Raw genomic sequence first — 24,858 nt, 5'->3', positions numbered from 1 at the left:
GGCGCAAGATCCGGGAAGTCACTAACATGCACACAATCCGGCCACAGTCGGCCGGGCAGGCAGACTTCCCCGGCAGAGCGGACGCACCATCCGGTGCGAGAGCCCTGTTCGCCTCCAGGAGGGAACGGTGTCGTAGTCCCGTAGGCTCTCAGGTCGCCTCACCGGCTGGTTCCCGCCGACCATTCGCTGCAAGGCAACGGCCCATCCGGTTGAGCACCGTCGACCCCGCAGAGGGAAGCAGTTCACGCCGCGGCAGGGAGAACCAGTGAAAGACGTCGAGTCGGTGCGTACTGCCGCGTCCCGGGGAGGCGCGTCCCGTCCCGGCGCCTTCCAGGCCAGCGCGAGCATGGTGGAGGCGGGCTTCTTCTGCTGGGAGATCGCCACCGGCGAGATCGCCTGCGACCCGCTCACCCTCGCACTGCACGGCATGCCCGCGGACGGCCCGTCGGACATCTCGGACTTCCTGGCCTCCGTGCACGAGTCCGATCTGGTCGACGTGCGCGACGCGCTGGCACTCATAGCGAAATCCTGCGGCAACTACCAGATCGAGTACCGGGTCACCTCCGACGACGGCCGACAGCGGTCCCTGGAAGCCCGGGGCCGCGTCCTGCCGGGAACCGACGGGCTGCCGGCCCGCATGGTCGGCGTGGTCATGGACACCACGGCCGTGCACGAACGCCACGAGGCGGAGCGGCGGCGGTTCCACGAGCGCGCCACCCGCGACCGCTGGATGCGGGAGCTGACCGCGGCACTGGCCGTCGCGGTGACGGTCAAGGACATCATGGCCGCCGCACAGGCGGGACTGCGCACCTTCGGAGCGGACGCGCTGACGGTGGTCGCCCCGGAGGGCAGCCGGCTGACCGTCGTCGCCTCCTGCACCGACGACGAGCAGAGCGAGGACTCCCCGCCGGTCGTCGACGCCACCGCCCGCGCACTCGTGGAGGAATGCCTCAACCGCGGGGCGCCCGTCCTCGTCGGCTCCGCGGACGCACTGACCACCGGCTATCCGCACCTGGCGCCGCTCGCGCGGCCGGCCCCGCAGGCATGGGCGGCGCTCCCGCTCAAGGACTCGCGCGGCCACGTCAGTTCCTGCCTCGTCAGCTTCCCCGAGCCGCAGGAGTTCCTGCCCGAGGAGCGGGCCCTGCTGGTCGCCGCCATCGGACTGCTCTCCCAGTCGCTGGAGCGAGCGGGCATGTACGAGTCGGAACACGCGCTCGCCACCGAGCTCCAGCGCGGCATGCTGCCGCGCGGGCCGCTCGCGGTGCCGGGGGTGACCGTCGCCGCCCGCTACCAGGCCGCCACCTCCGGCATGTGGATCGGCGGCGACTGGTACGACGCCATCAGCCTGCCCGACGGCGGCGTGGCCCTGGTCATCGGAGACGTGCAGGGACACAGCGTGCACGCCGCCTCCCTGATGGGGCGGCTGCGCACCGCCGTGCACGCCTACGCGAACGAAGGACACCCGCCCGCGGCCGTCCTGGAACGCACCAACCGCCTGCTGGCCGAACTGAACACCGACCCGGACCGGGCCCTGTTCGCCACCTGCTGCTACCTGGCGCTCGACCCCTCCGACGGAACGCTCCAGGTGTGCCGCGCCGGTCACCCGGCCCCGGCGCTGGTCATGCCCCGCAAGCGGCCGCGCCTCCTCAAGGTCTCCGGCGGACTCCCGCTGGGGATCGACCGGGATCAGCAGTACCCGACCACCCGCCTGCGCATCGCCCCGGGCAGCGTGCTCGCGCTGACCACCGACGGCCTGCTCGAGGCCGTGAACAAGGACATCGACCAGGGCACCGAGCGGTTCCTCAAGGGGCTGCGGGGCGCCTGCACGGCGGACCTGGAGACCGTGGTCGACGACCTCCTCGCCGGCACCCGCAAGCCTCACGGCCCGGGCGACGACGTCGCCGTGCTGCTGGCCCGGCTGGACCGGCCCGCCCGCCGCCGCTGACCCGGCCCCGACCGCCCGGCCCGAGGGAGCCGCCCCGCGAAGAGCGACCGGCGCCGGAGAAGCGAGCCTCTGTCCAACGCCGCCGACCGGCAAGGTAATTTACGTCGGTGGCCGGGACTTCCTGGTCATGCTCCTTGCGGACCTTTGGCATCCGCATCGGCAACGCCGCTGGATGTCACGAACGGCAGAGAAGCACCGGAAAGCGAGCTGACGCATGGACAACTTCCGGATTCCGGACCTCTGCACACCCGTACCGGCGGCGCTCAATCCGGAACTCGCGACGGCCACGGCGGCCACCGAGGCGTGGCTGGACGAGTTCGGCCTGGTGCCCACCGAGGAGGCACGCCGGCACGTGCGGCGCACCCGGGTGGACCGGCTGACCGCATGGCTGTGCCCGACCGCCGCACCGGAGGCGCTGACACTCATCACCCAGTGGAACGCATGGCTGTTCCAACTGGACGACCAGTTCGACGACGACCCGGTGCGCGGTTACCAGCCCGAGCGGTGGCGGGAGGCGTTCGGACCGTTGTTCGCCGTCTTCGACGGAACCGTCGCGGCCGGACCGCTGACGCGTTCCCTCGCCGACCTGTGGCGCCGCACGACAGACGTCCGTTCCGCCACGTGGCAACGCAGGTTCGTTCCGCACCTGCTGTGGTACTTCGACAGCTACCGGACCGACATGATCCACCGTGAGGAAGGGCGCGTACCCGGCCTCCAGCAGTATCTCGCCCACCGCCGCGCCTCGTTTGCGTTCGACGCCGTCCTGGACCTGGTGGAGATCGGTACCGGCGTGGACCTGCCCGACCGACTGCACGCGAACCCGGCCTTCGCGGACATGCGGGAGGCGGTCATCTACGGGAACGCCTGCATCAACGACCTCTACTCGCTGCGCAAGGAACTCGCGCACGACTACGCCTTCAACGCCGTCACGGTGATCCGTCATCACCACGGGTGCAGCCTCCAGGAGGCGGTGGACCGAGTGGCCGTGATGCAGGCCGGATACGTCCAGCGCATCCTCGACCTCGAACAGGTCCTGCCGGAGCGGCTGACGCAGGCCGGCCTCACCGACGACGTCATCGACGACGCGCTGCGCTGCGTCAGGGACTTCCACGCGCTCACCGCCGGGGACATCGCCTGGTCGAAGGAGACCGGCCGCTACGCCGACATAGAGACCGAACCGACCTACCTGGCCGACCTGTTCACCCCGTAGCCACCTCACCCGAGTGACCGGACAGCGCTGAGCCCCCTCCCTGGGCAAGGAGGGGGCTCAGCGGTTCTCCACGTGCTTCCGGGTCAGTGCGCGTGACCTCCCGGCGCCGGCGCCGCGTTCTTGACCGTCAGCGGGAGCAGCTTCTTGCCGGTCGGGCCGATTTGAATGGAAGTGTCCATCTGCGGACACACCCCGCAGTCGAAGCAGGGGGTCCAGCGGCAGTCCTCGACCTCTGTTTCGTCGAGGGCGTCCTGCCAGTCCTCCCAGAGCCAGTCCTTGTCCAGGCCGGAGTCCAGGTGGTCCCAGGGGAGGACCTCCTCGTAGGTGCGCTCGCGGGTGGTGTACCAGTCGACGTCCACGCCGAAGGGGGCCAGCGCCTTGTCGGCGCAGCTCATCCAGCGGTCGTAGGAGAAGTGCTCGCGCCAGCCGTCGAAGCGGCCGCCGTCCTCGTAGACGGCGCGGATGACGGCGCCGATGCGGCGGTCGCCGCGGGAGAGCAGGCCCTCGACGATGCCGGGCTTGCCGTCGTGGTAGCGGAAGCCGATCGAACGGCCGTACTTCTTGTCGCCGCGGATCTTGTCCCGGAGCTTGGCCAGGCGGGCGTCGGTCTCCTCGGCGGAGAGCTGGGGCGCCCACTGGAAGGGGGTGTGGGGCTTGGGGACGAAGCCGCCGATCGAGACGGTGCAGCGGATGTCGTTGGAGCCGGAGACCTCGCGGCCCTTGGCGATGACCCGCGTCGCCATGTCGGCGATCTGCAGGACGTCCTCGTCGGTCTCCGTCGGCAGGCCGCACATGAAGTACAGCTTCACCTGGCGCCAGCCGTTGCCGTAGGCGGTGGCGACGGTGCGGATCAGGTCGTCCTCCGAGACCATCTTGTTGATGACCCTGCGGATGCGTTCCGAGCCGCCCTCGGGGGCGAAGGTGAGGCCGGAGCGGCGGCCGTTGCGGGTGAGTTCGTTCGCCAGGTCGATGTTGAAGGCGTCGACGCGGGTGGAGGGGAGGGAGAGGCCGATCTTGTCTTCCTCGTAGCGGTCCGCCAGGCCCTTGGCGATGTCGCCGATCTCCGAGTGGTCCGCGGAGGACAGGGAGAGGAGTCCGACCTCTTCGAAGCCGGTGGCCTTCAGGCCCTTGTCGACCATCTCGCCGATGCCGGTGATGGAGCGCTCGCGCACCGGGCGGGTGATCATGCCCGCCTGGCAGAAGCGGCAGCCGCGGGTGCAGCCGCGGAAGATCTCCACCGACATGCGCTCGTGGACGGTCTCGGCGAGCGGGACCAGGGGCTGCTTGGGGTACGGCCATTCGTCGAGGTCCATGACCGTGTGCTTGGACACGCGCCACGGAACGCCCGACCGATTGGGGACCACGCGGGCGATGCGGCCGTCGGGGAGGTACTCGACGTCGTAGAAGGCCGGGATGTACACCCCGCCGGTCTTCGCCAGGCGGAGCAGGACCTCCTCGCGGCCGCCGGGGCGGCCTTCCGCCTTCCACTCCTTGATGATCCGCGTCATGTCGAGCACGGCCTGCTCGCCGTCGCCGATGACCGCCGCGTCGATGAAGTCCGCGATCGGCTCGGGGTTGAACGCGGCGTGGCCGCCGGCGAGGACGATCGGGTCGTCGAGGGTGCGGTCCTTGGACTCCAGCGGGATGCCCGCCAGGTCGAGGGCCGTCAGCATGTTCGTGTAGCCGAGCTCCGTGGAGAAGGACAGTCCGAACACGTCGAAGGCCTTCACCGGGCGGTGGCTGTCGACGGTGAACTGCGGGACGCCGTGCTCCCGCATCAGCGCCTCCAGGTCCGGCCACACGCTGTAGGTGCGCTCGGCGAGGACGCCGTCCTGCTCGTTCAGGACCTCGTAGAGGATCATGACGCCCTGGTTGGGCAGCCCGACCTCGTAGGCGTCCGGGTACATCAGCGCCCAGCGGACGTCACAGGACTCCCACGGCTTGACCGTGGAGTTGAGCTCTCCGCCGACGTACTGGATCGGCTTCTGCACATGCGGGAGCAGAGCTTCGAGCTGCGGGAACACGGACTCGGCGACCGCAGCGACTTCGGCAGACATCTCGCGAACCTTCGTGGGATGGACTGGCAGGGACTGGACTGGCAGGTACTGGACTGGCATCCGCCGGCAGTCGGGCGACGGCCGGACGGCTGACAGGGGTGACCATCTAGCCTAACGCGGTCGCCGCCCTTCCCCGTACGTTCAGATGTCCGCCGCCTGCCGCATCGGCGTCCACAGCCGGGGCAGCCGTGTCTCGGCCGTCGCCGCGCGGTGCTCCTCGCGGCCGTAGAGGACCCCGTAGGTGAACGTGTTCTCCCCGGCCGCGTGGGCCACCGCGGCCAGCTCGCGCAGGGCCTGGCGGGCCATGACGCTGTCCTGGTGGTCGCCGAGCAGGCCCTGCAGCGTCTTCATGGACCTGGCCAGGTCGGACGCCGGGTCGCCGAGGGCCGCCACGGCCGCCTCCGCCGCGTACCGGGCCCGCTTGGCCTTCTTGCGGGCCTCGTGCAGGGCGAGGTCGCGGTCCTGGCCGGGCGGGAGCTCGATGGCCCGCTCGACGAGCGTCGTGACCCTGCCGAAGTCCTTCCGCACGGCCTTGGCGATCACCTTGGACGGCTTGCCGGCGGCGGCCGGGAGGAGGGGCGGGTCGTCGAGCAGCGCGTCGAGGGCGTCGAGGAGGGCGAGGTAGCGCGGTCCGTCCAGTACGGCGATCAGGCGCCGGCGCGATCCCCCGCGCCGGGCCTTCGCCCAGCGGCGCACGCGGGCGCGGACGGGGCCGGCGACGAGGGCGTCGGGCAGTTCGTCCAGGGCGGCGGTGAGGCGGTCGGTGAGCACTTCGTGGTCGCGGTCGACGCCGAGTTCGCCGGCGAGCCACTTCAGTTCCTCGCCTACGGGGTCGGTGACGCCGCGGTCGAGGACCTTGCCGTAGGAGCGGAAGACGCTGCGCATCCGGCGGGTGGCGACGCGCATGCGGTGCACGGAGTCGTAGGTGTCCAGCCGTACGGCCGGGTCGAGGGCGAGGACGGCCTCCCGCTGGGCCCGGAGGTAGGCGAGGACGTGGTCGCCGGCGGTGCGCGGGGCCTTGACGGGCCGCTGCTTGCCGCGCCGCTTCTTGCCGCCCTTTCCGCGCGGGGCGGTCTCCGTCAGGGCACGGGCCAGCTTCGACGGGGACTCCGACGGTCGTACGCCGGCGCCGCGCAGCCGCTCGTCGACCTGGTCGAGGAAGCCGGGGTCACCGCCGTCGGCGAGTTCCACCTCGATCTCGGTCCACTGGGCGGCGCCGCCGTCGCCGGTGAGGCGTTCGGCGTGCACGGCGTCGACGCTGGCCTCGGCGAGCACGCGTCCTTCGGCGTCGACGAGGTCGCGCACGTCGCGGTCGGAGCGCAGCCGGACCACCGGGATCAGCTCGGCGTCGCGGATGCGGGAGCGGACGAGCCCGAGGTGGCCGGGCGGAACGGTGCCGGTGAGCGGGGCTCTGATCTCGTCCCGGACGCCGGGGGCGACGGGGAGTTTGAGGTGCCAGCCCGCGTCGGAGCCGCCGGTGCGGCGGCGCAGGGTGATGGCGGCCGCGGCGAGGCGCTCGTCGGCGGTGTCGTAGTAGGTGGCGTCCAGGCTCACGACACCCTTGTCGATGACGGCCGCGACCCCGGCGACCCCGGTGAGGTCGGGCAGGCCACTGTCGTCGGATTCGTACTTCCGCTCGATCTCGCGCTTTGTGTCCGCCATGCCCCGAATCTACTGGGACATCACCCCGGACGGCAGGGCCCTTCGGGCACGACCGTCCGCCCGCCCGGGGGCAGCACCCCGAAGGGGCGCGGCCGCCGACCCGGGGGGGGGGAGCGCCCAGAAGGGGCGCGGGGAACTGCGCGACCGGCCACGACGGCGCGGCAGACGATCGACGGCCTGCCGCGGCACGTCCATCGGCACTGCCGGCGCAGCGTTCACGCCGACATGGGCCGCTGTACCTTGATCGACTGGAGCAGTCCGACCGCCACCCACACCGCGAACATCGACGAGCCGCCGTAGGAGACGAACGGCAGCGGCAGTCCGGTGACCGGCATGATGCCGAGGGTCATGCCGATGTTCTCGAAGGCCTGGAAGGCGAACCAGGCGACGATGCCGGCGGCGACGATCGTGCCGTACAACTCGGTCGCGTCACGGGCGATGCGGCAGGCGCGCCACAGCACCACGCCCAGCAGAACGATTATCAGGCCGGCCCCGATGAAGCCGAGTTCCTCGCCCGCGACGGTGAAGACGAAGTCGGTCTGCTGCTCGGGCACGAACTGGCCGGTGGTCTGCGAGCCGTGGAAGAGACCGGCGCCGGTCAGTCCGCCCGAACCGATCGCGATGCGGGCCTGGTTGGTGTTGTAGCCGACGCCCGCCGGGTCGAGGTCGGGGTTGGCGAAGGCGGCGAAGCGGTTGATCTGGTAGTCGTCCAGGATGTGCAGCTGCCAGACGGCGATCGCGCCGACGGCGCCGGCCGTGATCAGGCCGAACACCCAGCGGTTGGAGGCGCCGGAGGCGAGCAGCACGCCGAGGATGATGATCACCATGACCATGACCGAGCCGAGGTCGGGCATGAGCAGCACGATCAGTATCGGCACGGAGGCCAGTCCCAGGGACTGCAGGACGGTGCGGTGGTCGGGGTGCTGCCGGTCACCCGCGTCGACCTGGGCCGCGAGCAGCATCGCCATGCCCAGGATGATCGTGATCTTCACGAACTCCGAGGGCTGGAGCGAGAATCCGCCGCCGAGGACGATCCAGGAGTGGGCGCCGTTGACGGTGGAGCCGAGCGGGGTGAGCACCAGCAGGATGAGGAGGACCGAGGCGCCGTAGAGGACGGGCACGGCCGTGCGCAGGACGCGGTGGCCGAGCCAGACGGTGCCGATCATCAGGGCGAGTCCGATGCCGGTGTTCATCAGGTGCCGGAGCAGGAAGTAGTACGGGTCGCCCTGGTTGATCTCGTTGCGGTTGCGGGTCGCCGAATAGACGAGGACGGAGCCGATCGCGGACAGCGCGAGGGCCGCCAGCAGTATCGGCCAGTCCAGGCGGCGGGTGACGGAGTCGCGGGCGAAGACTCGGGTCCAGCCCGCGCGTTCGGGACCGTATCCGGAGACGGAGAAGGTGTTGGCTCCGGTCATGTCGGCATCCTCCGGCTTCCCTTCCTGCGTGGCCGCCTTCGGGTGTCGCGGTTGGTGTTCGTGGGCGACGCCGTGGTGGCGCCGGGCTGGGTCTCGTCCGGCGCGGTCGCGCCCTCGTCGGTCGCCTGGATGTCGTCGACCGGGTCCTTGGAGATCTTCGGGGAGGCGATCGTGCCGTCGGTCTTGATCTTCGGGAGGGTCTTCTGCGGGGTGGGCAGCAGCGCCTTCTTCTTGTCGATCGAGCCGTCGGACCGGACGCCGTACAGCGCGCTGTAGATGTTGCGCACGGCCTCACCGGAGGCGCCGGAACCCGTACCGGCCTGGGCGATGGTCATGACGACCGTGTAGTCCTTGGAGTACGTGGCGAGCCAGGAGGTGGTCTGCTTGCCGTAGACCTCGGCGGTGCCGGTCTTGGCGTGCAGTTCGATCTGGTCCTGCGGCCAGCCGCCGAACTTCCAGGCGGCGGTACCGCGGGTGATGACGCCGGCGAGCGCGGAGTCCATGCCCTTGATGGTGGCCTGGCTGATCGGCAGCTTGCCCTGGGCCTTGGGCTTGATCTCCCGCACGGTCTTGCCGTCCGCGCTGATGACGGCCTTGCCGATGGTCGGCTGGTACATGGTGCCGCCGTTGGCGAGGGCGCCGTAGATCACGGCCTCCTGGATCGGCGTGACGAGGGTGTCGCCCTGGCCGATGGAGTAGTTGATCTCGTCACCGGCGCGCATCTTGTTGCCTTCGAGGCAGTTCTCGTAGGCGATCTTCTCGACGTAGGTGCCGTCCTTCTTGCCGGTCTTGCACCAGTAGCCCTTGTTGGCCTCCCAGAAGGACTGCTTCCACTTGCGGTCCGGGACGCGGCCGGTGACCTCGTTGGGCAGGTCGACGCCGGTCTCCTTGCCGAGGCCGAACTGGTGGGCGGCCTTGAAGAAGTAGTCCTTGGCCTGGCCCTTCTTGGGGTTGATGCCGCCGTCCTTCTTCCACTCGTTGTGGGCGAGGCCGTAGAAGACGGTGTCGCAGGAGACCTCGAGGGCGCGGCCGAGGGAGATGGGGCCGAAGTTCTCGCCCTCGAAGTTCTTGAAGACCTGGCCGCCGACGGAGTAGGAGCTGGTGCAGGGGTAGCCGCCGTCCCACTCGTAGCCGGCCTCGACCGCGGCGGCGGTGGAGACCACCTTGAACGTCGAGCCGGGCGCGGACTGACCCTGTATGGCCCTGTTGATCAGCGGGTAGTCGGAGTTCTTGCCGGTGAGCTTCTTGTAGTCCTTGGCGGAGATGCCGCCGACCCACACGTTGGGGTCGTACGTCGGCGCGGACGCCATGGCGACGACACGGCCGGTCTTGGCCTCCATCACGACGACGGCGCCGGAGTCGGCCTTGTAGTTGGTGCCGGTGATCTTGTCGAACTGCTGCCGGGCGACCTTCATCGCGCGGTCCAGCTCGTACTCGGCGACGCGCTGGACGCGGGCGTCGATGCTGGTGACGAGGTTGGAGCCGGGCTGGGCGGCGTCCGCCTCGGCCTTGCCGATGACGCGGCCGAGGTTGTCGACCTCGTAGCGGGTGACGCCGGCCTTGCCGCGCAGCACCTTGTCGTACTGGCGCTCCAGGCCGGAGCGGCCGACCTGGTCGGACCGCAGGTAGGGCGAGTCGGTGTCCTGGGCCTGCTGGATCTCGTCGTCGGTGACCGGCGAGAGGTAGCCGAGGACCTGCGCGGTGTTGGACTTGCCGGGGCTCGCGTAGCGGCGGACGGCCTCAGGTTCGGCGGTGATGCCGGGGAAGTCCTCGGCTCGTTCGCGGATCTGCAGGGCCTGCCGGGGCGTGGCCTCGTCGGTGATGGGGATCGGCTGGTACGGCGAGCCGTTCCAGCAGGGCTGCGGCGTCTTGGCGTCGCACAGCCGCACCTTCAGCAGGACCTCCTCGGGGTCCATGCCGAGGACGCCGGCCAGCTTGGTGAGGACGGCCTTGCCGTCGTCCTTCATCTTCAGCAGGTCGGTGCGGGAGGCGGAGACCACCAGGCGGGTCTCGTTGTCGGCGAGCGGCACACCGCGCGCGTCCAGGATCGAGCCGCGCACCGCGGGCTGGACGACCTGCTGCACGTGGTTGCCGGAGGCCTTCTTGGCGTACTCGGCGCCCTCGCGGATCTGCAGGTACCACAGGCGGCCGCCGAGGGTGCCGAGCAGGGAGAGGACGAGGATCTGGATGACGACGAGACGGATCTGGACGCGTGGGGTCCGTCCGGTCTCCGGGATGTTGGTCATGGCTGTCTCCCCCTCTCAGTTCATGTACGGGTCGTACGAGTCGTATACGACGGACCTGTGAGGCTCCGCGGCGGGCAACTGCCGTGTCGTCACAGCCGCTTGACCCCCTTGATGCGGCCCACCCGCGTGGTGCGGGTACGGGCCTTGGTCTTCAGGCCGCCGAGGCCGCCGCGCTGCCCGCCGATCTTCAGGCCGGTGCCGTTGGAGATCCAGCCGGAGGAGATGTCGGCGCTCTTGGCGGCGGAGGTGCTCTCGGCGAGCGGGTCGTTCTCGGCGCGCCGGGCCAGGGCCATGATCCCGGGGACCACGAACGGGGCGAGCAGCAGGTCGTACAGGGCCGCGGTGAACATCAGGCCGGGCAGGCCGACGTGGCGGGCGGCGGTGTCACCGACGAGGGCACCGACGCCCGCGTACAGCAGGGTGGAGCCGATCGCCGCGGCGACCACGGTGAGCATGGGACCGGCGGCCGACTTCAGCCGGCCGTTCTCCGGTTTCATCAGGCCGGCGAAGTAGCCGATGACGCACAGCACCAGGGCGTAGCGGCCGGCGGCGTGGTCGGCGGGCGGGGCGAGGTCGGCGAGCAGGCCGGCGCCGAAGCCGATGAGGGCGCCGCCGACGTGGCCGTAGACCATGGCGAGGCCGAGGACGGTGAGCAGCAGCAGGTCGGGGACGGCTCCGGGCAGGTGGAGGCGGGCGAGGACGCTCACCTGGATCACCAGGGCGACGACGACGAGCGTCGAGGCGAGCAGGATCCGGTTGACGCGCACGGGGAATCAGCTCCTACTGCTGGGACTGGCCGTCGGCGCTCGCGCCGGCTGACGGGGTGACCGTGACGGTGACCGTCGGCGTCGGGGTGGGCTTGGGCTTCTTCGGGAGCACCGTGTCGCGCGGGTCCTTCTTCGGTGCCTCGACGACGACGCCGACGATGTCGAGCTTGGTGAAGCTGACGTACGGCGTGACGTAGAGGGTGCGGGTGAGGCCGCCGCCGGAGGGGTCGACGCGGGAGACGACACCGACCGGGACGCCGGGCACGAACGGCTTGTCGGCCTGGGAGCCGAAGGTGGCCAGGCGGTCGCCCTTCTTCACCTCGGCCTTGCCGTTGAGGAGTTCGACGCGCATCGGCCGGTCGCCCTGCCCGGCGGCGAAGCCGAGTTCGTCGCTGTTCTCCATGCGGGCGCCGACGGTGAAGTCGGGGTCGTTGGCGAGCAGCACGGTGGAGGTGTCGGGGCCGACGGTGGTGACGCGGCCGACCAGGCCGTCGCCGTTGAGCACGGTCATGTCGCGTCTGATGCCGTCGTTCGCGCCGACGTCGATGGTGATGGTCCAGGAGAAGCCCTGGGCCGCGCCGATGGCGATGACCTGGGCGCCCTTGATGCCGTACTGGCCCTGGCCGGCGATCTTCAGCATCTTGTCGAGCTGCTTCAGGCGGCTGTGGCTGCGGTCGTCGCTGCCGAGCTTCGCCTTGAGGGCCGCGTTCTCCTTCTCCAGCCGGGCGAGCCGGTCGTGCCGGTCGTCGGAGTCCCGGATCGCGGAGACGGCGTTGCCGACCGGGTCGACCACGGCCGACACGCCGTTCTCGATCGGGCCGAAGACCGTGGCCGCCGCCTGGCGGGCACCGTCGACCGGCGAGTCCTCTCCGCCGCGGATGTCCACCGTGATCAACGCGAACGCGATGGCGATCAGCAGCACCAGGAGCAGCCGGCTCTCTCGTGTGTCCCTCACGTGCGGCGGCCGTGCCCTTCCTCGTAGGAATACGGGTGTTGGGAAATGTGATGGTGAATCGGGGCGAGCATATGCCTCTGCGGCAACTGCCTCTATGTCAACTGCCTCTATATCAACGATCCGCCGTACGAGAGGAGATCGTCTCGTACGGCGGAATCGAAGAGGTGGGTCATCTGCGCGGCTGGGCGTCCAGCACCTGCTGGAGCGCCTCGAACTCCTCTACGCACTTGCCCGAACCGAGCGCCACGCTGTCCAGCGGGTCCTCGGCGATGTGGATCGGCATGCCCGTCTCGCGGCGCAGCCGCTCGTCGAGTCCGCGCAGCAGGGCGCCGCCGCCGGTCAGCACGATGCCGCGGTCCATGATGTCGCCGGACAGCTCCGGCGGGCACTTGTCGAGGGTCGTCTTGACGGCGTCGACGATCGCGTTGACGGGCTCCTCGATCGCCTTGCGCACTTCGGCGGCGGAGATGACGACGGTCTTGGGCAGCCCGGAGACGAGGTCCCGGCCGCGGATCTCGGTGTGCTCGTCGGTGTCGAGGTCGTACGCCGAACCGATCGTGATCTTGATCTGTTCGGCCGTCCGCTCACCCAGCAGCAGCGAGTACTCCTTCTTGATGTGCTGGATGATCGCGTTGTCCAGTTCGTCGCCGGCGACGCGGATGGACTGGGCGGTGACGATGCCGCCGAGGGAGATCACCGCGACCTCCGTGGTGCCGCCGCCGATGTCCACGACCATGTTGCCCGTGGCCTCGTGGACCGGCAGGCCGGAGCCGATGGCCGCGGCCATGGGCTCCTCGATGATGTGCACCTGGCGGGCGCCGGCCTGGGACGACGCCTCGATGACGGCGCGGCGCTCGACGCCGGTGATGCCGGAGGGCACACAGACGACGACCCGCGGACGAGCCAGATACCTCCGCTTGTGGATCTTCAGGATGAAGTAGCGGAGCATCCGCTCGGTGATCTCGAAGTCGGCGATCACGCCGTCCTTCAGCGGACGCACGGCGACGATGTTGCCGGGCGTGCGCCCGATCATCTTCTTCGCTTCGGCGCCGACCGCGAGAATGCCACCGGTGTTCGTGTTGATCGCGACGACGGACGGCTCGTTGAGTACGATCCCGCGACCCCTGACGTACACCAGCGTGTTGGCGGTCCCGAGGTCGACAGCCATGTCACGGCCGATGAACGACATTGAGTTCCCCATCAGGATTCGTCTGGCCTTCCTGGGAGCTTTTGAGGGCTTTTCAGGTCGGCGAAGCGGGTGCGGTGACGTGAAGGCTTACATCGTAGACGCGCCTTCGCGAACACTGCGGGAGGGTCTTCGCCATTGTCAGCAGATGATGCGCGGCTCCGCTTGTGGAGACGGGCGTTCGGGGGCACTCGTTCCCTCGAACGCCGCCGCGTATGCGCGGAGGGTGCGGGGCCACGGCACCGCACCTTCCGTTTGTGCCGACGCAGGAGCCGCGCGCGGGACGCGTGCGGCGTTGCACGCGGGACGCGTGCGGGGTGGGGTTACGGAACGGGGACTACGGGACCGGGGTCACGCGCGGCCCGGGAAGAAGATCTTCACCTCGCGCTCGGCGGACTCCTCGGAGTCGGAGGCGTGGATCAGGTTCTCGCGGACGATGACGCCGTAGTCGCCGCGGATGGAGCCGGGCGCGGCGGCGATCGGGTCGGTCGGGCCGGCCAGCGCGCGGACGCCCTCGATGACCCGCTCGCCCTCGACGATCAGGGCGACGACCGGGCCGGAGGACATGAACTCGACCAGCGGCTCGTAGAACGGCTTGCCCTTGTGCTCGCCGTAGTGCTGCTCCAGCGTCTCCTGGTCCAGGGTGCGCAGTTCCAGCGCGGTGATCTGCCAGCCGGCCTTGCGCTCGATGCGGCTGATGATCTCGCCGGTCAGGCCGCGACGGACGGCGTCGGGCTTGAGGAGGACGAGGGTGCGCTGGGTCACGGGAAGGCTCCTTAGTTCCTGCCAGGTGTGCGGTGGGACGAGGCTACAGGGCGTGTCCGGGCACCTGTTACGCAGCGTCAGGCGTCGAGGAGTCCGACTGCGCCGCGAATCTCGCCTTCGCCTCGTCGATCTTCCTCCCGTAGTGCACCGACGCCCACCACAGGGCGGCGAAGACGGCGCCCAGGAAGAACATCGTCGGCACGGCGAAGCCGGAGGCGATCAGGGCGGCCTGCAGGGCCCAGCCCAGCGCGACGCCGCCCGGACGGGTGACGAAGCCGCACAGCAGCAGGCACAGCAGCATCGCGACGCCGCTGACGGTCCATACGGTCGTCATCGACAGGCTCGGGTCCTTCATGGCCACCAGCCCGGCGAAGCCGATGACGAAGAACTCGCCGATCAGCGTCGAGGAACACAGCACACGCACGGGGTCAGCCCCTTCCCAGGAGCAGTCGGGCCTCGCCGACGGTGACGACGGAGCCGGTGACGAGGACGCCGCCGCCCGCGAACTCGCCCTCCTCCTCGGCGAGCGTGATGGCGGCCTCCAGGGCGTCCGGCAGCCGCGGCTCGACCTGGACGCGCTCCTCGCCGAACACCTCGACGGCGATCGCGGCCAGCTCGTCCGCGTCCATGGCGCGGTGGCTGGAGTTCTGGGTGACGACGACCTCGGCGAAGATCGGCTCGAACGCCTCAAGCAGCCCGCGGACGTTCTTGTCGCCGCTCGCGCCGACCACGCCGATGAGCCGGCTGAAGTCGAACGCCTCCTGCACCGCCTCGGCGGTGACGCGGGCGCCCGCCGGGTTGTGGGCGGCGTCCAGGACGACGGTGGGCGAGCGCCGCACGACCTCCATGCGGCCCGGCGAGGAGACGGCCGCGAACGCCTTGCGGACGGTGTCGATGTCCAGCGGCTCGGCGCGCGCGGCGCCGACCCCGAAGAACGCCTCGACGGCGGCGAGCGCCACGGCCGCGTTGTGCGCCTGGTGCGCGCCGTGCAGCGGCAGGTACACCTCGGCGTACTCGCCGCCCAGGCCGCGCAGGGTGACCAGCTGCCCGCCGACGGCGACCTGCCGGGCGACGACGCCGAACTCCAGGCCCTCGCGGGCCACGGTGGCGTCCACCTCGACGGCCTTCTTCAGCAGCACCTGCGCCGCGTCCACCGGCTGCTGGGCCATGATCACGGTCGCGTCCGGCTTGATGATGCCGGCCTTCTCCACGGCGATCTCGCCGGGCGTCCCGCCGAGCCGGTCGGTGTGGTCCAGGTCGATCGGCGTGACCACGGCGACATCACCGTCGATCACGTTGGTGGCGTCCCAGCTGCCGCCCATGCCGACCTCGACGACGGCCACGTCGACGGGCGCGTCGGCGAACGCGGCGTAGGCCATGCCGGTGAGCACCTCGAAGAACGACAGCCGGTACTCCTGCTGGGAGTCGACCATCTCGACGTAGGGCTTGACGTCCTGGTAGGTCTCGACGAACCGCTCGGCGGAGATCGGGGCGCCGTCCAGGCTGATCCGCTCGGTGATCGACTGGACGTGCGGCGAGGTGTAGCGGCCGGTGCGCAGCTCGAAGGCGCCGAGCAGGGCCTCGATCATGCGGGCGGTGGAGGTCTTGCCGTTGGTGCCGGTGATGTGGATCGAGGGGTACGACCGCTGCGGCTCGCCCAGCACGTCCATCAGCGCGGAGATACGGCTGACCGAGGGCTCCAGCTTGGTCTCGCCCCAGCGGGTGGCGAGCTCCGCCTCGACCTCCCGCAGCGCCTTGTCCACCTCGGGGTCCTCCGGGCGCGCGGGCACGTCGGCCTGCGGCGGGCCGCCCTGGGTGCGCAGGGTGCGGCTGCCGGCCTCGATCACGGCGAGATCGGGGTCGCGGTCGGTCTCGGCGGCGATGATCTCGTCGAAGGGGTCGCTCTCACTCACCCGGCCAGTCTACGGAGCCCGCCGGACAAAGTCGGCGGCACCTCGGGGACGGGGCGCGGCGGCGGAGGCTCGGGGCGCCCAGGGCCCCGCGCCCGGGGGTGGCCGGAGCCCCCTGCCTCGACGGGGCAGGGGGCTCCGGGACGGCGCTCGGGCTCGGGGCTCAGCCCTGTGGCAGGCGCTCCAGCTGGGCCTCGATGCGGGCGATGTCCTCCTCGGCCTTGGCCAGCCGCGTGCGGATCTTGTCCACGACGGGCTCCGGCGCCTTGGCGAGGAACGCCTCGTTGCCCAGCTTGGCCTCGGCCTGCTGGCGTTCCTTCTGCGCCGCCGCCAGGTCCTTCGCCAGCCGCTTGCGCTCGGCGGCCACGTCGATCGTGCCGGAGAGGTCGAGGGCGACCTCGGCGCCGGCGACCGGGAGGGTCGCCGTGGCCGTGAAGTCCTCCCCCTCGGGCTGCAGGCGCAGCAGCTGGCGGACGGCGGCCTCGTGCGCGGCGAACGGCGTGCCGTCCAGGGTCAGCCGGGCCGGCACCCGCTGGCCGGGCTGGAGGCCCTGGTCGGCGCGGAAGCGGCGGACCTCGGTGATGACCGACTGCAGGCTCTCGATCTCCCGCTCGGCGCCGGCGTCCCGGAAGCCGCTGTCGGCCGGCCACTCGGCGATGACGACGGACTCGCCGCCGGTGAGGGTGGTCCACAGGGTCTCGGTGACGAAGGGGACGACGGGGTGCAGCAGCCGCAGGGTGACGTCCAGGACCTCGCCGAGGACCCGCTTGCTGACCTCGGCCGCCTCGCCGCCCGCCTGGAACGTCGTCTTGGACAGCTCGACGTACCAGTCGAAGACCTCGTCCCAGGCGAAGTGGAAGAGGGAGTCGGAGAGCTTCGCGAACTGGTAGTCGTCGTAGTAGGCGTCGACTTCGGCGACGACGGAGTTCAGGCGGGAGAGGATCCAGCGGTCGGTGGCCGACATCTTCTCCGGCTCCGGCAGCGGACCGTCCACCGTCGCGCCGTTCATCAGGGCGAAGCGCGTGGCGTTCCAGATCTTGTTGGCGAAGTTGCGGGAGCCCTGGACCCAGTCCTCGCCGATCGGGACGTCGACGCCGGGGTTGGCGCCGCGCGCGAGGGTGAACCGCAGTGCGTCGGAGCCGTACTTGTCCATCCAGTCCAGCGGATTGACCGCATTACCGAAGGACTTGGACATCTTCTTGCCGAACTGGTCGCGGACCATGCCGTGCAGGGCGATGGTGTGGAACGGCGGGGTGCCGTCCATCGCGTACAGGCCGAACATCATCATCCGGGCGACCCAGAAGAAGAGGATGTCGTAGCCGGTGACCAGGACGGAGTTCGGGTAGAACTTCGCGAGCGACTCGGTCTGTTCGGGCCAGCCGAGGGTGGAGAAGGGCCAGAGCCCGGAGGAGAACCAGGTGTCGAGGACGTCGGTGTCCTGACGCCAGCCCTCGCCGGACGGCGGCTGCTCGTCTGGGCCGACGCAGACGACCTCGCCATCCGGGCCGTACCAGACCGGGATGCGGTGGCCCCACCACAGCTGGCGCGAGATGCACCAGTCGTGGAGGTTGTCGACCCAGTCGAAGTACCGCTTCTCCATCTCCTGCGGGTGGATCTTGACCTTGCCCTCGCGGACGGCGTCGCCGGCCGCCTTCGCCAGCGGGCCGACCTTGACCCACCACTGCATGGACAGGCGCGGCTCGATGGTGGTCTTGCAGCGCGAGCAGTGTCCGACGGAGTGGACGTAGGGCCGCTTCTCGGCGACGATCCGGCCCTCGGCGCGCAGCGCGGCGACGATGGCGGAGCGGGCCTCCAGCCGGTCCAGGCCCTGGAAGGGGCCGTGGGCGGTGATGACGGCGTGCTCGTCCATGATCGTCAGGGACGGCAGGCCGTGGCGCTGCCCGATCTCGAAGTCGTTCGGGTCGTGGGCCGGGGTCACCTTGACGGCGCCGGTGCCGAACTCGGGGTCGACGTGGGTGTCGGCGACGACCGGGATGGAGCGGTCGGTCAGCGGCAGCCTGATCAGCTTGCCGACCAGGTGCTTGTAGCGCTCGTCGTCGGGGTGGACGGCGACGGCGGTGTCGCCGAGCATCGTCTCGGCACGGGTGGTGGCGACGACGATGGAGTCGTCCCCGTCCCCGTACTTCATGGAGACCAGTTCGCCGTCGTCGTCCTGGTACTCGACCTCGATGTCGGAGATGGCCGTCAGACAGCGCGGGCACCAGTTGATGATGCGCTCGGCGCGGTAGATCAGCTCGTCGTCGTAGAGCCGCTTGAAGATGGTCTGGACGGCCTGGGAGAGCCCCTCGTCCATGGTGAAGCGCTCACGGGACCAGGCGACGCCGTCGCCGAGGCGGCGCATCTGCCCGGAGATCTGCCCGCCGGACTCGGCCTTCCACTGCCACACGCGCTCGACGAAGGCCTCCCGGCCCAGGTCGTGCCGGGACTTGCCCTCCTTGCCCAGCTCGCGCTCGACGACGTTCTGCGTGGCGATGCCGGCGTGGTCCATGCCGGGCTGCCACAGCGTCTCGTAGCCCTGCATGCGCTTGCGGCGGGTCAGCGCGTCGATGAGCGTGTGCTCGAAGGCGTGCCCGAGGTGCAGGCTGCCGGTGACGTTCGGCGGCGGGATGACGATGGTGTACGGCGGCTTGTCGCTCTTGGCGTCCGCCTCGAAGTAGCCCCGCTCCACCCAGCGCTCGTACAGCGGCCCCTCTACGTCGGCCGGCGCGTACTGGGTCGGCAGTTCGGTGTCGGGCGCTGGTGGCTGCTGCTGAGCGTTCTCGGTCACGGGCTCAGTTTAGGGGTGTCGCGGGGCTGTCTCGAAACGCCTTTGTTCTTTGGCATCCTCCCGGCAGTGACCTGCAGGGATTCCTTGTAGCCCTCGATATCCGACGATGGCGGGGCCATGTCGGACGAGGGGTTCAGGGGTTCACGCGTGCGTCCCGTACACATGGCGGACGAAACAGGCCGGGCGTGGCCTGCTGATGCGTGCTGTTCACCGCAATGCCCTGCGGCAGAGTGCGCGTCGTGCTGGTGCTGGAAGGCACGGCTGAGGATGACGACCGAGGCGTTGTGGTCCGCGTCATCGGTGTGCCCACACCCCGTACAGGCGAAAGCATCGCGGCTGACCCGCGATGCAGGGTCCCAGTGGTTGCAGACGCCACACGTCTGCGACGTCCTGGCCGGTCGCACCAGAACGAGCTCAGCTCCGTAAGCCGGGCATTTGTAGGCCAGCTGCCGTCGTCGTTCTCCTGGGACGTTGTCGAGGACGGCCCGGTTCAGGCCGGCTTTCTGCGAGACGTGCGTGCCAGGTTCGGCGGCCGTTCCCTTGGCACTGCGCGTCATCTGCTTCACGCGGAGATCCTCGATGGCGACCAGGCCGTGGCTCTTGGCCAGGTCGGTGGTGAGCTTGTGCGTGAAGTCCGCGCGACGTCGGGATTGTCGCGCCTTCAACTCCGCAATGGCACGGAGCGTGCGTCGCAGTCGGTTGCTGTACTTGCCTCCTCGATCCCTCTTTGCCTCCCGGATCTGCCGTTCCCTGCGCCGCTCCAGCCCGACCAGCCTCCGCTGCTCGCCTTTGGTCAGCGTCCGAGGCATGAGCCGGGGCTCTGCCTCATCCGACAGGTACGCCGCCTGCTTCACACCGAAGTCGACTCCCACGGATGGTTGCCCATTCGGCAGTGCGGCGGCCTTCCCCGTATGGACGCCGAAACTGACGAACCAACATCCCGTCGCATCCCTGCTGATCGTCGCATTCTTGATACGGCCGCCAAGCGGACAGGACAGTCTGAACTTGACCTCCCCCAGCTTGGGGATGCGGAGGCAGGCCCATTTGCGGTTCAGCTTGGCCACTCGGACGGCCTGTCCGGGAATGGGGATCGCCAACCGCGAGGTGCGCTTCTTGAAGCGAGGGAAGCCTCCCGGATGCTCCGGGTTCCAGAAGTTCCGGTAGGCCTGGTCCAAGTGAACTACTCAGCGCATTCATGGTATGGCAGACAAGTCGAACTTGTCTCCCATACCATGAAAACCATCAACTCAAGGAAGAGACATCGCTCCGCAGCGATCTGCGGCAGGTGCAGCAACGGTGCACCGAATCGTGCGCCCTACGAGCGCACCGATCTCGAACCGGACAGCGCCGATAGCGAGGTCACTTCCAGCGGCCCGGGACGGCGCGGCCCTACACCTCAGCAGACCGCTCACTGATCACCACGCCGGATGCCACGTGACCGTTGGCGCGCCGCTGGGAGGGTGCTCGCGGAACCCGCAGCACACGCCCGACACACAGGCGGGCGACCAGCTCACGCCCGAGCTGCCCGCACACCTGCGCGCAGAAGTTTTGACAGACCGCGCCAGTTTCGGCGCCTTCGGGCGCCGTGCAGCCAGCTCCACCTTCCACTGACCGGGCAGCGGCCGAGCGAACCAGTCGACATGACCGATAAAACATGCCATACAGCAACTACACGACACAGATGGACAAATCGCAGTCATATGGTTTCTAACAGGACAAACCGGCCTGCCGAATTGAACCAATGCGTCGAGTATCTGGAACAACCTGTCAACAACTAGGCACCAATACCCCCCATGCGCTTCGCGCTCTTGACCCTTCCGCCAAGATGTCTGGAACACATAAGCATCTGGAGGGGAACCCAGTAATGAGTCAGAACCAGCCGGGCCCGTACGGCGGGCAGCCTCAGCAGCCCGGGCCGTACGGCCAGCCGGGCCCCTACGGCCAGCAGCCGCCGCAGGCCCCCCAGCCCGGCTATGGCTACCCCCAGCAGCCGCCGCAGGGGCAGCCCGGCTATGGGTATCCCCAGCAGCCCCCGCAGGGCATGCCGCCGCAGGGCATGCCCCAGCAGCCGAACCCGTACGGGCAGCAGCCGCAGTACGGTCAGCAGCCCCCGTACGGCCAGGCGCCCTACGGCATGCCCCAGCCGCCGATGCCGGGCGGTGGCAAGAAGAAGACCGGCCTGATCATCGGCGCGGTTGCGGTGGTGGCGGCGATCGCGGTGGGAGCGGCAGTCCTGCTCGGCTCGAGCGGCGGCGGCAGCGGCTCGGACGTCGCCGACGACGGTGCCCACAAGCTGACGGCGCCGGCGACCGTGATCAACGGTACGTACAAGAAGGCCGACAACGCCGGGTCCTCGGGCTCCATGAGCGACTCCGACCTGTCGGACTTCGAGAAGTACGGCGTGAAGAACCCGAAGGACGTCAGCGCGGGTTACTCCAACGGCACGGGCATGACCATGAAGAACCTGTCGTTCGCCGGCGTCTACGGCACCATCGACAACCCCGAGGCCGTCGTCGACGCCATGTTCGCCAAGATCTCGGAGGAGTCGAAGAAGGACAGCGACCAGGGCACGCTCATCGGAAGCCCGCAGACGGTCCACCCGGACGGCTTCTCGAACGGCATCATGAAGTGCCAGCAGATCGAGGTCAAGAACGACCAGTCCACCACCACGGGCGCGGGCACGCCCGGTACGTTCAAGATGCCGTTCTGCATCTGGGGCGACCACAGCACCATCGCCTACGTGACGTCGTTCAGCCTCGCCTCGCTGGCCACCGGTGACGGCGGTTCCATCGACGATGCGGCCTCGCTGGCCGCCAAGCTCCGCAACGACGTCCGCGTCAAGGCCTGACGCGGCAGCCGCCCCACAAACCGGCGGCAGGCGCCACACGGCGAAGGGGCCCCGGTCGACCGGGGCCCCTTCGCCGTGTGCGGCTTCGCCGTGTGCGGGACGGGTGTCAGGCCGTCTTCTGTTCGCCCGGGCCGCGGCCGTTGCGGGCGTCCCTCGGGATCAGGGTGGGGTTGACGTTGGAGTGGACGACGTCCGCCGTGATGACGACGCGGGCCACGTCGTTGCGGGACGGGACCTCGTACATCACGGACATGAGGACTTCCTCCATGATGGCGCGCAGGCCGCGCGCGCCGGTCTGCCGGAGGATGGCCTGGTCGGCGATGGCCTCCAGCGCCTCGCGCTCGAAGTCCAGTTCCACGCCGTCGAGTTCGAACAGGCGCTGGTACTGCTTGACGAGGGCGTTGCGCGGCTCGACCAGGATCTGCAGGAGGGCCTCGCGGTCCAGGTTGTGGACCGAGGTGATGACGGGCAGGCGGCCGATGAACTCGGGGATCATGCCGAACTTGACCAGGTCCTCGGGCATGATGTCCTCGAACTGGTCCTTGGCCTGCAACTCGCGCTTGGAGCGGATCGTCGCGCCGAAGCCGATGCCCTTGGCGCCCGCCCGGGACTCGATGATCTTCTCCAGGCCCGAGAAGGCGCCGCCCACGATGAACAGCACGTTCGTCGTGTCGATCTGGATGAACTCCTGGTGCGGGTGCTTGCGGCCGCCCTGCGGCGGGACCGAGGCCGTGGTGCCCTCGAGGATCTTCAGCAGGGCCTGCTGGACGCCCTCGCCGGAGACGTCGCGGGTGATCGACGGGTTCTCGCTCTTGCGGGCGACCTTGTCGATCTCGTCGATGTAGATGATGCCCGTCTCGGCCTTCTTGACGTCGTAGTCGGCCGCCTGGATCAGCTTCAGCAGGATGTTCTCGACGTCCTCGCCGACGTATCCGGCCTCCGTCAGCGCCGTGGCGTCGGCGATCGCGAACGGGACGTTCAGCATGCGCGCCAGCGTCTGGGCGAGGAGGGTCTTGCCGGAGCCGGTGGGGCCCAGCAGCAGGATGTTGGACTTCGCGAGCTCGATCGCGTCGTCACGACCGCTGCCGCCGCCGTTCTCGCCGGCCTGGACGCGCTTGTAGTGGTTGTAGACCGCCACGGACAGGGCCTTCTTCGCGGCCTCCTGGCCGACGACGTAGCCCTCGAGGAACTCGTAGATCTCGCGCGGTTTGGGAAGCTCCTCCCAGCGCACCTCGCTGGTCTCGGCGAGCTCCTCCTCGATGATCTCGTTGCAGAGATCGATGCACTCGTCGCAGATGTACACACCAGGCCCTGCGATGAGCTTCTTGACCTGCTTCTGGCTCTTGCCGCAGAACGAGCACTTGAGCAGATCGCCGCCGTCACCGATGCGTGCCACGGTGTGCTTCCCCTTCGCCTGGGAGACGCCTGGATGTTGAGAATCCAGCGGCTCCTGGTGCTGCCTTATGTCGACGGTACCTTGCCGAGCCCCCCGTCCGGGCCCCCCTTGGCACGGTTCACTTGGACGTGACCGTGCCAAGGAGCGGCAGACAATACAGCCTCCGCGTCAGCGGACGGTCGCGTTGTTCATCTTCCGGGTGGAGATGATCTGGTCGATCAGGCCGTACGACAGGGCGTCCTCGGCCGTGAGGATCTTGTCGCGCTCGATGTCCTCGCGGATCTTCTCGATCGGCGTGGTGGAGTGCTTGGCCAGCATCTCCTCCAGCTGCGAGCGCATCCGGAGGATTTCGTTGGCCGCGATCTCCAGGTCGGAGACCTGGCCGCGGCCGGTCTCGCTGTAGGGCTGGTGGATCAGCACGCGGGCGTTCGGCAGCGCCATGCGCTTGCCGGGCGTGCCGGCGGCCAGCAGGACGGCCGCGGCGGAGGCCGCCTGGCCCATGCAGACCGTCTGGATGTCCGGCTTCACGAACTGCATCGTGTCGTAGATGGCCGTGAGCGCGGTGAAGGAGCCGCCGGGGCTGTTGATGTAGACCGAGATGTCCCGGTCGGGGTCCATCGACTCCAGGCACAGCAGCTGCGCCATGACGTCGTTGGCGGAGGCGTCGTCGATCTGCACGCCGAGGAAGATCACGCGCTCCTCGAACAGCTTCGCGTACGGGTCGTACTCGCGGATGCCCTGCGAGGTGCGCTCGACGAAGCGCGGGATGACGTACCGGGACTCGGCGACGGGCACCGTGAGCTCGGCGCGTGCGCGGTCGTACGGGCCGCTGCCGGGGAAGTCGTTCACTGTCTGTCTCCTAGGAGCTGAGGCGGTCGGCTGGGGGCTGCGTGGGGGCATTCCGGTCCCCGTGCGGGGCTCAGGCCCCGGTGCCGCCGCCGCCCGGCATGTTGGCGGCCGTGGTGATGACCTCGTCGATGAGGCCGTAGTCCTTGGCCTCGTCGGCGTCGAACCAGCGGTCGCGGTCGGAGTCGCGGGTGACCTGCTCCACCGTCTGACCCGTGTGGAAGGCCGTCAGCTCGGCCATGCGCTTCTTGGTGTGCAGCAGCCGCTCGGCGTGGATCTTGATGTCGGACGCCGAGCCCGCCAGGCCGGCGGAGGGCTGGTGGATCAGGATCTCGGCGTTCGGGAGCGCGAAGCGCTTGCCCGGCGTGCCCGCGCTGAGCAGGAACTGCCCCATCGAGGCGGCGAGGCCCATGGCGATGGTCACCACGTCGTTCTTGATGTACTGCATGGTGTCGTAGATCGCCATGCCGGCCGTGATCGAGCCGCCGGGGCTGTTGATGTAGAGGTAGATGTCCTTGTCCGGGTCTGCGGCAAGGAGCAGCAGCTGCGCGGTGATCTTGTTGGCGATGTCGTCGTCGACCGGCTGGCCGAGGAAGATGATCCGCTCGTTGAGCAGCCGGTTGTAGACCTGGTCGCCGAGGCCACCACCGATGGAAGGCTCGCCGGCGGCGGAGGGCATCAGATTCGTCACGTATCCACCTGCTCGTCTTACGACGGCGCCGGGCCGTCTCACGTTTCCCTGCCGGGGGCCGTCCGGCGGTTCGGTTCGCCGACACCCCTGCCCCCGTACTCATGGACCCTAACGCGCGGGTCCCGTCGGGGAATCCCGCACAGGGGGGTGTTCGCCGGGGGCGTAGCGCCG

At 69.5% G+C, this 24,858-nt stretch carries 18 protein-coding genes; 3 read left to right on the top strand and 15 right to left on the bottom strand.

Going from position 1 to position 24,858, the window contains the following annotated elements; all coding sequences use genetic code 11:
* The first annotated feature begins 265 nt into the window (after nt 1–265).
* Nucleotides 266–1,945 carry a SpoIIE family protein phosphatase gene (locus ACZ5GT_RS28770; protein WP_469031830.1) on the top strand — a complete coding sequence of 560 codons (1,680 nt, stop codon included), beginning with the start codon at nt 266–268 and terminating at the stop codon, nt 1,943–1,945.
* Between the two features lie 214 nt (nt 1,946–2,159).
* Nucleotides 2,160–3,155 (top strand): terpene synthase family protein, encoded by a 996-nt coding sequence (locus ACZ5GT_RS28765; RefSeq protein WP_469031829.1) that lies wholly within the window; start codon nt 2,160–2,162, stop codon nt 3,153–3,155.
* An 83-nt stretch (nt 3,156–3,238) separates the two neighbouring features.
* Here ACZ5GT_RS28765 and ACZ5GT_RS28760 read toward each other — a convergent pair whose 3' ends face one another.
* The 12 genes from ACZ5GT_RS28760 to ACZ5GT_RS28705 all read right to left on the bottom strand — a co-directional run bounded on the left by ACZ5GT_RS28760 (nt 3,239) and on the right by ACZ5GT_RS28705 (nt 20,081).
* Nucleotides 3,239–5,212 carry a TIGR03960 family B12-binding radical SAM protein gene (locus ACZ5GT_RS28760; RefSeq protein ID WP_469031828.1) on the bottom strand — a complete coding sequence of 658 codons (1,974 nt, stop codon included), beginning with the start codon at nt 5,210–5,212 and terminating at the stop codon, nt 3,239–3,241.
* Between the two features lie 141 nt (nt 5,213–5,353).
* Nucleotides 5,354–6,874, bottom strand: a complete 1,521-nt coding sequence (locus ACZ5GT_RS28755; RefSeq protein ID WP_469031827.1) for a CYTH and CHAD domain-containing protein — start codon at nt 6,872–6,874, stop codon at nt 5,354–5,356.
* 215 nt (nt 6,875–7,089) lie between these two features.
* Nucleotides 7,090–8,289 (bottom strand): rod shape-determining protein RodA, encoded by a 1,200-nt coding sequence (rodA, locus tag ACZ5GT_RS28750; RefSeq protein ID WP_469031826.1) that lies wholly within the window; start codon nt 8,287–8,289, stop codon nt 7,090–7,092.
* Nucleotides 8,286–10,535, bottom strand: coding sequence for a penicillin-binding protein 2 (gene mrdA / locus ACZ5GT_RS28745; protein WP_469031825.1), 2,250 nt, complete (start codon nt 10,533–10,535; stop codon nt 8,286–8,288). The genes rodA and mrdA overlap by 4 nt, the downstream gene beginning before the upstream one ends.
* A gap of 89 nt (nt 10,536–10,624) precedes the next feature.
* Entirely contained in the window at nt 10,625–11,302 is a 678-nt protein-coding gene (gene mreD, locus ACZ5GT_RS28740) for a rod shape-determining protein MreD (RefSeq protein ID WP_469031824.1), read from the bottom strand.
* Between the two features lie 13 nt (nt 11,303–11,315).
* Nucleotides 11,316–12,257 (bottom strand): rod shape-determining protein MreC, encoded by a 942-nt coding sequence (gene mreC, locus ACZ5GT_RS28735; RefSeq protein ID WP_469031823.1) that lies wholly within the window; start codon nt 12,255–12,257, stop codon nt 11,316–11,318.
* Nucleotides 12,258–12,426: 169 nt separating this feature from the next.
* Nucleotides 12,427–13,446, bottom strand: a complete 1,020-nt coding sequence (locus ACZ5GT_RS28730; RefSeq protein ID WP_006133575.1) for a rod shape-determining protein — start codon at nt 13,444–13,446, stop codon at nt 12,427–12,429.
* 348 nt (nt 13,447–13,794) lie between these two features.
* The gene (gene ndk / locus ACZ5GT_RS28725; RefSeq protein ID WP_360745780.1) at nt 13,795–14,208 is read right to left on the bottom strand and encodes a nucleoside-diphosphate kinase; all 414 of its coding nucleotides are present in this window, start codon (nt 14,206–14,208) and stop codon (nt 13,795–13,797) included.
* Nucleotides 14,209–14,275: 67 nt separating this feature from the next.
* On the bottom strand, nt 14,276–14,632 hold the full coding sequence (locus ACZ5GT_RS28720) for a DUF4233 domain-containing protein (RefSeq protein WP_469031822.1): 357 nt from the start codon (nt 14,630–14,632) through the stop codon (nt 14,276–14,278).
* Nucleotides 14,633–14,636: 4 nt separating this feature from the next.
* Nucleotides 14,637–16,121 carry a bifunctional tetrahydrofolate synthase/dihydrofolate synthase gene (folC, locus tag ACZ5GT_RS28715; RefSeq protein WP_469031821.1) on the bottom strand — a complete coding sequence of 495 codons (1,485 nt, stop codon included), beginning with the start codon at nt 16,119–16,121 and terminating at the stop codon, nt 14,637–14,639.
* Between the two features lie 160 nt (nt 16,122–16,281).
* Nucleotides 16,282–18,906, bottom strand: a complete 2,625-nt coding sequence (locus tag ACZ5GT_RS28710; protein WP_469031820.1) for a valine--tRNA ligase — start codon at nt 18,904–18,906, stop codon at nt 16,282–16,284.
* On the bottom strand, nt 18,903–20,081 hold the full coding sequence (locus ACZ5GT_RS28705; RefSeq protein ID WP_469031819.1) for an RNA-guided endonuclease InsQ/TnpB family protein: 1,179 nt from the start codon (nt 20,079–20,081) through the stop codon (nt 18,903–18,905). The genes ACZ5GT_RS28710 and ACZ5GT_RS28705 overlap by 4 nt, the downstream gene beginning before the upstream one ends.
* Before the next feature lie 689 nt (nt 20,082–20,770).
* Here ACZ5GT_RS28705 and ACZ5GT_RS28700 point away from each other — a divergent pair.
* The gene (locus ACZ5GT_RS28700; RefSeq protein ID WP_469031818.1) at nt 20,771–21,754 is read left to right on the top strand and encodes a hypothetical protein; all 984 of its coding nucleotides are present in this window, start codon (nt 20,771–20,773) and stop codon (nt 21,752–21,754) included.
* A 106-nt stretch (nt 21,755–21,860) separates the two neighbouring features.
* Here the strand turns inward: ACZ5GT_RS28700 and clpX are convergent, their stop codons facing one another.
* From clpX to ACZ5GT_RS28685, 3 genes are all read right to left on the bottom strand, one after another.
* On the bottom strand, nt 21,861–23,150 hold the full coding sequence (gene clpX, locus ACZ5GT_RS28695) for an ATP-dependent Clp protease ATP-binding subunit ClpX (protein ID WP_469031817.1): 1,290 nt from the start codon (nt 23,148–23,150) through the stop codon (nt 21,861–21,863).
* Between the two features lie 168 nt (nt 23,151–23,318).
* On the bottom strand, nt 23,319–23,999 hold the full coding sequence (locus tag ACZ5GT_RS28690) for an ATP-dependent Clp protease proteolytic subunit (protein ID WP_469031816.1): 681 nt from the start codon (nt 23,997–23,999) through the stop codon (nt 23,319–23,321).
* 70 nt (nt 24,000–24,069) lie between these two features.
* Nucleotides 24,070–24,675, bottom strand: coding sequence for an ATP-dependent Clp protease proteolytic subunit (locus tag ACZ5GT_RS28685; RefSeq protein ID WP_469031844.1), 606 nt, complete (start codon nt 24,673–24,675; stop codon nt 24,070–24,072).
* Nucleotides 24,676–24,858: the final 183 nt, after the last annotated feature.

The sequence above is a fragment of the Streptomyces sp. NPDC031340 genome (assembly GCF_055569945.1).
Note: the sequence above shows the minus strand (reverse complement) of the source record. Positions and strands in the feature narration are given on the sequence as shown.